The 6196-nt window shown below is 40.5% G+C and carries 8 protein-coding genes and 1 pseudogene; 7 read left to right on the forward strand and 2 right to left on the reverse strand.

Going from position 1 to position 6196, the window contains the following annotated elements:
* From LD39_RS04180 to LD39_RS04190, 3 genes are all read left to right on the forward strand, one after another.
* The coding region (locus LD39_RS04180; RefSeq protein WP_052158725.1) for a CAP domain-containing protein at positions 1–893 on the forward strand (893 nt) is incomplete at its 5' end.
* A gap of 59 nt (positions 894–952) precedes the next feature.
* A complete protein-coding gene (ylbD, locus tag LD39_RS04185; protein ID WP_035543195.1) occupies positions 953–1318 on the forward strand; it encodes a spore coat protein YlbD in 366 nt (121 codons plus the stop codon).
* An 82-nt stretch (positions 1319–1400) separates the two neighbouring features.
* Positions 1401–1844: a YlbF family regulator gene (locus LD39_RS04190; protein WP_035543197.1), complete on the forward strand. Its 444-nt coding sequence runs from the start codon at positions 1401–1403 to the stop codon at positions 1842–1844.
* Here LD39_RS04190 and LD39_RS04195 read toward each other — a convergent pair.
* The gene (locus LD39_RS04195; protein ID WP_035543198.1) at positions 1841–2170 is read right to left on the reverse strand and encodes a hypothetical protein; all 330 of its coding nucleotides are present in this window, start codon (positions 2168–2170) and stop codon (positions 1841–1843) included. The genes LD39_RS04190 and LD39_RS04195 overlap by 4 nt on opposite strands.
* Positions 2171–2276: 106 nt before the next feature.
* Between LD39_RS04195 and LD39_RS04200 the strand changes: the two genes are divergently transcribed.
* A complete protein-coding gene (locus LD39_RS04200; RefSeq protein WP_197061385.1) occupies positions 2277–2555 on the forward strand; it encodes a YlbG family protein in 279 nt (92 codons plus the stop codon).
* 100 nt (positions 2556–2655) lie between these two features.
* Here LD39_RS04200 and LD39_RS04205 read toward each other — a convergent pair whose 3' ends face one another.
* Entirely contained in the window at positions 2656–3042 is a 387-nt protein-coding gene (locus LD39_RS04205) for a hypothetical protein (protein WP_035543200.1), read from the reverse strand.
* A 120-nt stretch (positions 3043–3162) separates the two neighbouring features.
* Here LD39_RS04205 and LD39_RS04210 point away from each other — a divergent pair, with 120 nt between their 5' ends.
* The 3 genes and pseudogenes from LD39_RS04210 to coaD all read left to right on the forward strand — a co-directional run bounded on the left by LD39_RS04210 (position 3163) and on the right by coaD (position 5890).
* A complete protein-coding gene (locus tag LD39_RS04210; protein WP_035543201.1) occupies positions 3163–4722 on the forward strand; it encodes a hypothetical protein in 1560 nt (519 codons plus the stop codon).
* Between the two features lie 115 nt (positions 4723–4837).
* A pseudogene (rsmD, locus tag LD39_RS04215) lies at positions 4838–5395 on the forward strand (16S rRNA (guanine(966)-N(2))-methyltransferase RsmD); the annotation flags it as partial.
* 12 nt (positions 5396–5407) lie between these two features.
* Positions 5408–5890, forward strand: coding sequence for a pantetheine-phosphate adenylyltransferase (coaD, locus tag LD39_RS04220; protein WP_035543204.1), 483 nt, complete (start codon positions 5408–5410; stop codon positions 5888–5890).
* Positions 5891–6196: the final 306 nt, after the last annotated feature.

Raw genomic sequence — 6196 nt, forward strand, 5'->3', positions numbered from 1 at the left:
TAGAAGAAGAGAGGCAAGCCGCAAAAAACAGTTCTATTTTTGATTGGAAAGACGCAAGTATAGATGATTTATTAGCCGAATGGGACACTCCTGACCGAAAAGATCCAAGCGGCTATGGGTATGATTGGTGGATTTATGAAGATAAGCTGGCTCAGGTTGGGATTCAATCGGGCGAAGTCGTGACGGCTGTTGCATTTGTAGGGGGTGTAGAAGACGTACCTGTTCATATCGGACAAACGTATCAGGAAATATCACAGAATCATGATTTGCCCCGAACTGTCCGCATCGAGAATGTTGGGAATTATACTTTTGAATTGACCGAACGAGACCTTTATGAGCGACCTCTTCTTCCGATCGACAAAGATTGGACGGCTCAGCTTTATTTTGATGTCATGACTGAAAAGTTGTCAGCGATAAGACTCGTAAGGAATGACATTCTTCTCAAACTGCAGCCTTACAAAGTGCTTTATCGCGGGAAACTTCCGATAAAAGAGAATCTTGACGGATCGAATTGGAAAAAAATTGAGACGGGAATGGAGAAACAGATCTTACTTATGACGAACCATTTAAGGTCAAGGTACAATCTTAAAGCACTTGAGTCACATGAGGAAGCTGCAACAGTAGCCTTTCTGCATAGCAAAGATATGAATGACAACAACTACTTCTCTCATTATTCACCAAGTGGAGATGGTCTTAAAGAAAGGTTAGGAGACATTTCTTATGTGCAGGCAGGTGAAAACATCGCTGCGCAGTATATTGACGCAACTGCGGCTGTGCATGGATGGCTGAATAGTGAAGATCATCGTGAGGCCTTACTGGATCCGAGCTATACTCATATTGGAATCGGAGTTCATCGAAGGTATTATACCCAGAATTTTTTATCCATTCCATGAACAGCCCTCTAACTATTGCATAGGCTATAGAGTAGTTTTAACAGTGAGGTGTGAACTTAATGAGTACAAATTCATTACACCCAAGTGTTCAGCGGTTCAAAGACTTTGTAGATAATCATCCGCCCGTTAAAGAACAGTTGAGGAAAAACCATAAGCTCATTCAGAGCTATTATGAGAAGTGGGTCATTTTAGGGGAGGACGATCCTTTTTGGAGTTCTCTTCCAGAAGTAAAGAAACAAGAATCCACTTCAAAAAAAGACTGGATCAAACAGCTTAGCGTATTGATGGAAGATGTCGATTGGGAGGAAGTATCACGTCACATTGGAGAGTTAAACGGTGCTATAGGTCAATTCCAGCAACTCCTTTCAAATGTAAAAAAAGATTCAAATAAGAATCAAAGAGAGATGGAATATCCCTATTACTAACAGTCTCGGGCAGCAGAGTTAAGTCTTCTCATTTCATTCTGCTGTCCTATTTGATAAAATGATAGTGGGGGTGGACATATACATGTTAGCAACAATGGAAATTGTCGATCTGCTCGACCGTTCAGAGACAATTGGCCAAATGGTCATGAATTCAGATACAATGCAGCATTACCATCAGGCAAAGTGTGAGCTTGAAAATGATTCTGAGGCTCAAAAGCTGATTAAGGATTTTAATAATATGAAAGAACATTATGAGGATGTCCAACGTTTTGGAAGGTATCATCCTGATTATAGTTCGATCATGAAAAAAGTCCGTTCCGTTAAGCGTGAAATGGACATGCATGAGAAAGTCGCTCATTTTAAAAAGGCAGAGCGCGAATTGCAAAAACTGCTGGACGAAATCAGTGAAAATGTAGCCTTCAGCGTCAGTGAACAAATCAAAGTGCCGAAAAATGGCATGGCTTTGACAGATACAGGCTGCAGCGGTGGCTGCGGCAGTGGTGGAAGCTGCGGTTGTGCATCCTAAGGTTGTGTGAAACGGATGCAATCATCACATAGGTTCCCACAGCAGAACATTTTTCGTTGAGGAACTAAAAAACGTACACGATACACATAGAGCGCCTGATTTTTGCGGACGAAACTCATTGCAAGGGTCAGGCGCTTTCCTTTCATAGCTCTAGCGGCTGATACCCTTAACGTATCTTCAATTTCCTTTTGAGTGATTTTTTCTTTCGGAGTAAGGTAAACAAAGGGTAGACCTGTTATCCTTTTGAATAATACCCGTTCAAAATACGGATGGGTCGTCAATTCTTTATGAAAAATTTCGATGGCCCGTTCGTGGTCCGTTTTCATGAGTGAATTCAACTCCTTACAACCATCAATTACTTAAAGAACAATTGCTCATTTTTCATACATTTGGTAAACTGTCGATAAATACTCCGTAAAGTAGGGTGTCGCCATGATTAAAACGAAACGGCAAGGAATCATCGTTTATTTTCAACATATGAAAAATGTCAGGCAGATCAAAAAGCATGGGCATCTTATCCATGCTTCTAAAAAACGAAAGTATGCATTGCTTTACGTGAATCAAGAGGACTTGGAATACAAGATGGAAAAACTAGATCGTTTACCGTTTGTTTCCCGTGTTGTTCCTTCCTATAAACCTGATATTCGTACAGATTTTGAAAATGCTAAGCCTGATAAAGCTAAACAGTATGATTATAAAATGGGAATTTAAGCAAGTTGATTAAGTTGAACAAGACTCCAACGGCTTGTTCTTTAAACTTTATATTTTTCTTAGATGAGAAAAAGCATCCGGCTGACAGCGGATGCTTTTTTTATGAAAGAGGTGAAATGAATTTGTTCATTCTGAGAATTCCGATCAGATGCTGATAGAAAAGGTCCGTTTCAGGGAATACGTTGGATGGCTTGATGGTGAATTCAGCCACTTCTTTTCCCGCTGCTTCTGCCATTTCTTTAAAGAGGTCAAAGCGCTGATTAGGCTTTTCGTGAGGATTCGGAATGCCTTCCCTACATATATAGATCGGTTGGAATTTCTCTCTTGCTGGTTTTAAGACCAATGATAATGATGCGACGGGCTGCCCATTCTTTTCACTATAAAAAGCTAGGGCATGCTGAATACGGTCGGGCATCGATGTTCCTAATTCAATAAGTTCATAAATGTCGGCATACCCTTCGCCAAGCTCGATGAATTTTTGTATCATACGATTCTCTCCCTTTTCTTTCGCGCTATGAATAACATTAGCATGAAATAGAGGTGATGTGAATCCTTTCCTCCAAGCTTGGGTTTGGTACAATATGAATAGTTAGAAAGGGGGGGAGTTGTGAAAAAAATATATCTGACCTTCATGGTCTTACTTACGATTTCATCCATCCTTCTCCTCTATCAGTGGACTTCTCTAAAGGAACAAGAAGCATCAAGGATGAATTCAGGTAAACAAGCATTGATAGACATAATGCTCACCATCAAAAACGATACAATTTATGTCAACTACTCTTTTTCAATGATTCCGCAAGGCTCCTATTCGATCCTGCTTCCTGATAAAGCTGATTCTTTTTCATGTACATACGAAGACGATAAAGACTGTTCGGTAAAAACCTATAGAAATCGTATTCAATGGATTGTTTCTGACCCACAATCCGCGACCGTGACATATCAGCTTCCTCTGCCGTCTACTAAATTAATTAAAGGCTGGTTGTTGGGGATAGAGAGAAATGGCGCAGCTTGGGGACCTGCTTATCAAATCTCTATTGAAGACCACCAGCATTTAGACCAATCATGGGCGGGCAGCACTGAAAAAAACTTTGACGTTCAAAAAGAATGGATTCACTTCCAACAGTTTGTCTCGACAACAAACAGAAGCTTTCCACTTAAGTTGCAAGAAAGTGATAGATCGGTATGGAGCGGTGGTAACGGAATCATAACCTACTCAACCAATCATACGTTGAAAAGGGAAACAAGAAAGCAGCTTCAAAATGTTTTGAAGGCGTACGGACCGTTGATGATCGAATTGGATCGATCATTTTTCCGGTTAGGCGAGGGGTATGTAGCGATAGAGGATAGGAACATACAAGACATAGAACGCTCATTATTTCGAAAGCATTTAACTCGCCTTGCAGAAGAAGGAGAATCGTGGGTCGTATCCGTGATTACGGATACGGTATTTCCGGAATTTGAAAATAAGAGCATGGATGACCACTCGGTCCAATTAATAGGAGAACTCCGAAACGCGTTGACTGAAAAGCAACGTAAACAATGGAAGTCTTTGCTTTTACAAAAAAATGGGGGGCAGTCACTTACCCAGTATGCTGATGAGAGTCTATCTTCATTAAAAGGAGGAAAGACGGCGTTTTTCAAAGCGAATGGCGGCGGTGGAAAAGTTCCTCTCTATTTTGAACGGCCTCAAGCAGTTGCATTCGATAACAAGAAAGTTCCTTGGACCATTATTGAGATGGAGGGAACCCTTTATCTGCCTTTAATTGAATTAGTGAAAGAAGCGGAATATTCTATTACGACTCTTGATTCACCACAAGCTTTTCGGGTGTCTACACCTCAAAATATTTATCGCTTTTATCCAGGACAATCGACTTTTATAGTGAATGAGCAAGAATTTGGATTCGGTGAAGGATTACTCCGTGAGATTAAAGGTAAGTTTTATATAAATGGGTCCTATATAAAAGATCTTTTAAGAATTGGGTTAAAAGAAGGTGAATCTACGATTTTTATTCAAAAAAATAGGGCTGCCTTAAACAGACAGCCCTTCTTTTTTGAATCATTCAATATAATTCAAAAAAGTAAAGGGAGAGGAGAAACCGGAGGAAGCGCTTATGGGGATGTAAGCCTTCTCCGTTTTCAGAAGCAGTTTGTTCCGCTTCAACTCTAGTATGACCAACGCTTCTTTTCTCTATTCAAAAGTTAGCCAAATTCTTTCAAGTCTGACATATTTCCTGACGAAGTGAATTTATGGTAGGATAATGTAGAATGATGACAAAAGAGGTGTACATAACATGAGAGTGATTGCTGGAGAGTTCAAAGGTAGACAGTTGAAATCTGTTCCTTCTCATCAAACCCGGCCGACAACGGACAAAGTGAAAGAAGCCGTATTTCATATGATTGGTCCTTATTTTGAAGGAGGCCATGCTCTGGATTTATTTGCTGGCAGTGGAGGACTCGGTATTGAGGCTATGAGCCGCGGAGTCGAATCATGTGTATTTGTCGACCAACAACATAAAGCGATTAAAACAATTTATGAAAACATAGAGTTATTGAACATCCAAGAACGGACGGAGGTATTCCGTACCGATGCGATGAGGGCGATTAAAGCAGCAGGTAAACGAGGATTGTCGTTCCAGTATATTTTCTTGGATCCACCTTATAAAAAGTTCTCCTACGAGGACTTGATGGAAGCGCTTTTAGAGAATGATTTGATTGGAGAGAAAGGGTTCATCATTTGTGAACACGATGCCTCAGAAAAAATCCCTCAATCAGTCGGGAGATTAAAACTAATAAAATCGGATATTTACGGAACGAATATAGGTGTATCTATATTTGAGTGAGGAGGAAATGCTATGACACGTTTAGCGATTTGTCCGGGAAGTTTTGACCCGGTTACATATGGACATTTAGATATCATCCAAAGAGGTGCGAAGGTTTTTGATCACCTGATTGTAGCTGTTTTTAATAACCAGAGTAAATCCCCATTATTCGATGTGAATGAAAGACTTGCATTGTTACAGGAAGTTACAAAAGATATGGATAATGTTTCCGTAGATGCTTGCGAAGGCCTGTTGATGGATTATGCTAAAGAAAAAAATGCTCAGGCGATTATCCGTGGACTTCGTGCCGTCAGTGATTTTGAATATGAAATGCAAATCACTTCCATGAATAGAAAGCTTAACGAAGAAATTGAAACATTTTTTATGATGACTAATAATCAGTATTCATTCTTAAGTTCAAGTATTGTAAAGGAAGTTGCCAAGTATCGGGCGAATATCTCCGATCTTGTTCCGCCTCCAGTGGAGAAAGCACTAATGGACAAATATCATATTTAAGAATTGCTCTAGTGTTATTGATATTCCTTATTACACTATTGCTCCCGTTTGTTGAAGACTCAGTTTCGAGAAACATTCGTGTGAGTTTGGGGCTGCGGGAAAAGGTTCGCTTTCCGTGGGGCGGGCGCTGAGCCTCCTCGAGCTTTGCTCTGCGGGGTCTCACCTGTCCCGCAAATTCCACAGGAGTCTCACCGTTTCCCTCCGCCCCTTTACCATATAAGTGTCTCGAAACCACTACTGGAATAAACACCTTTGGCGCATAAGGAAAGTGAAGGAATATAAATTTCCAAGGCAGGCATTCCGATG

This window comes from Halobacillus sp. BBL2006 (assembly GCF_000786645.1).
Lineage (GTDB): Bacteria > Bacillota > Bacilli > Bacillales > Halobacillaceae > Halobacillus.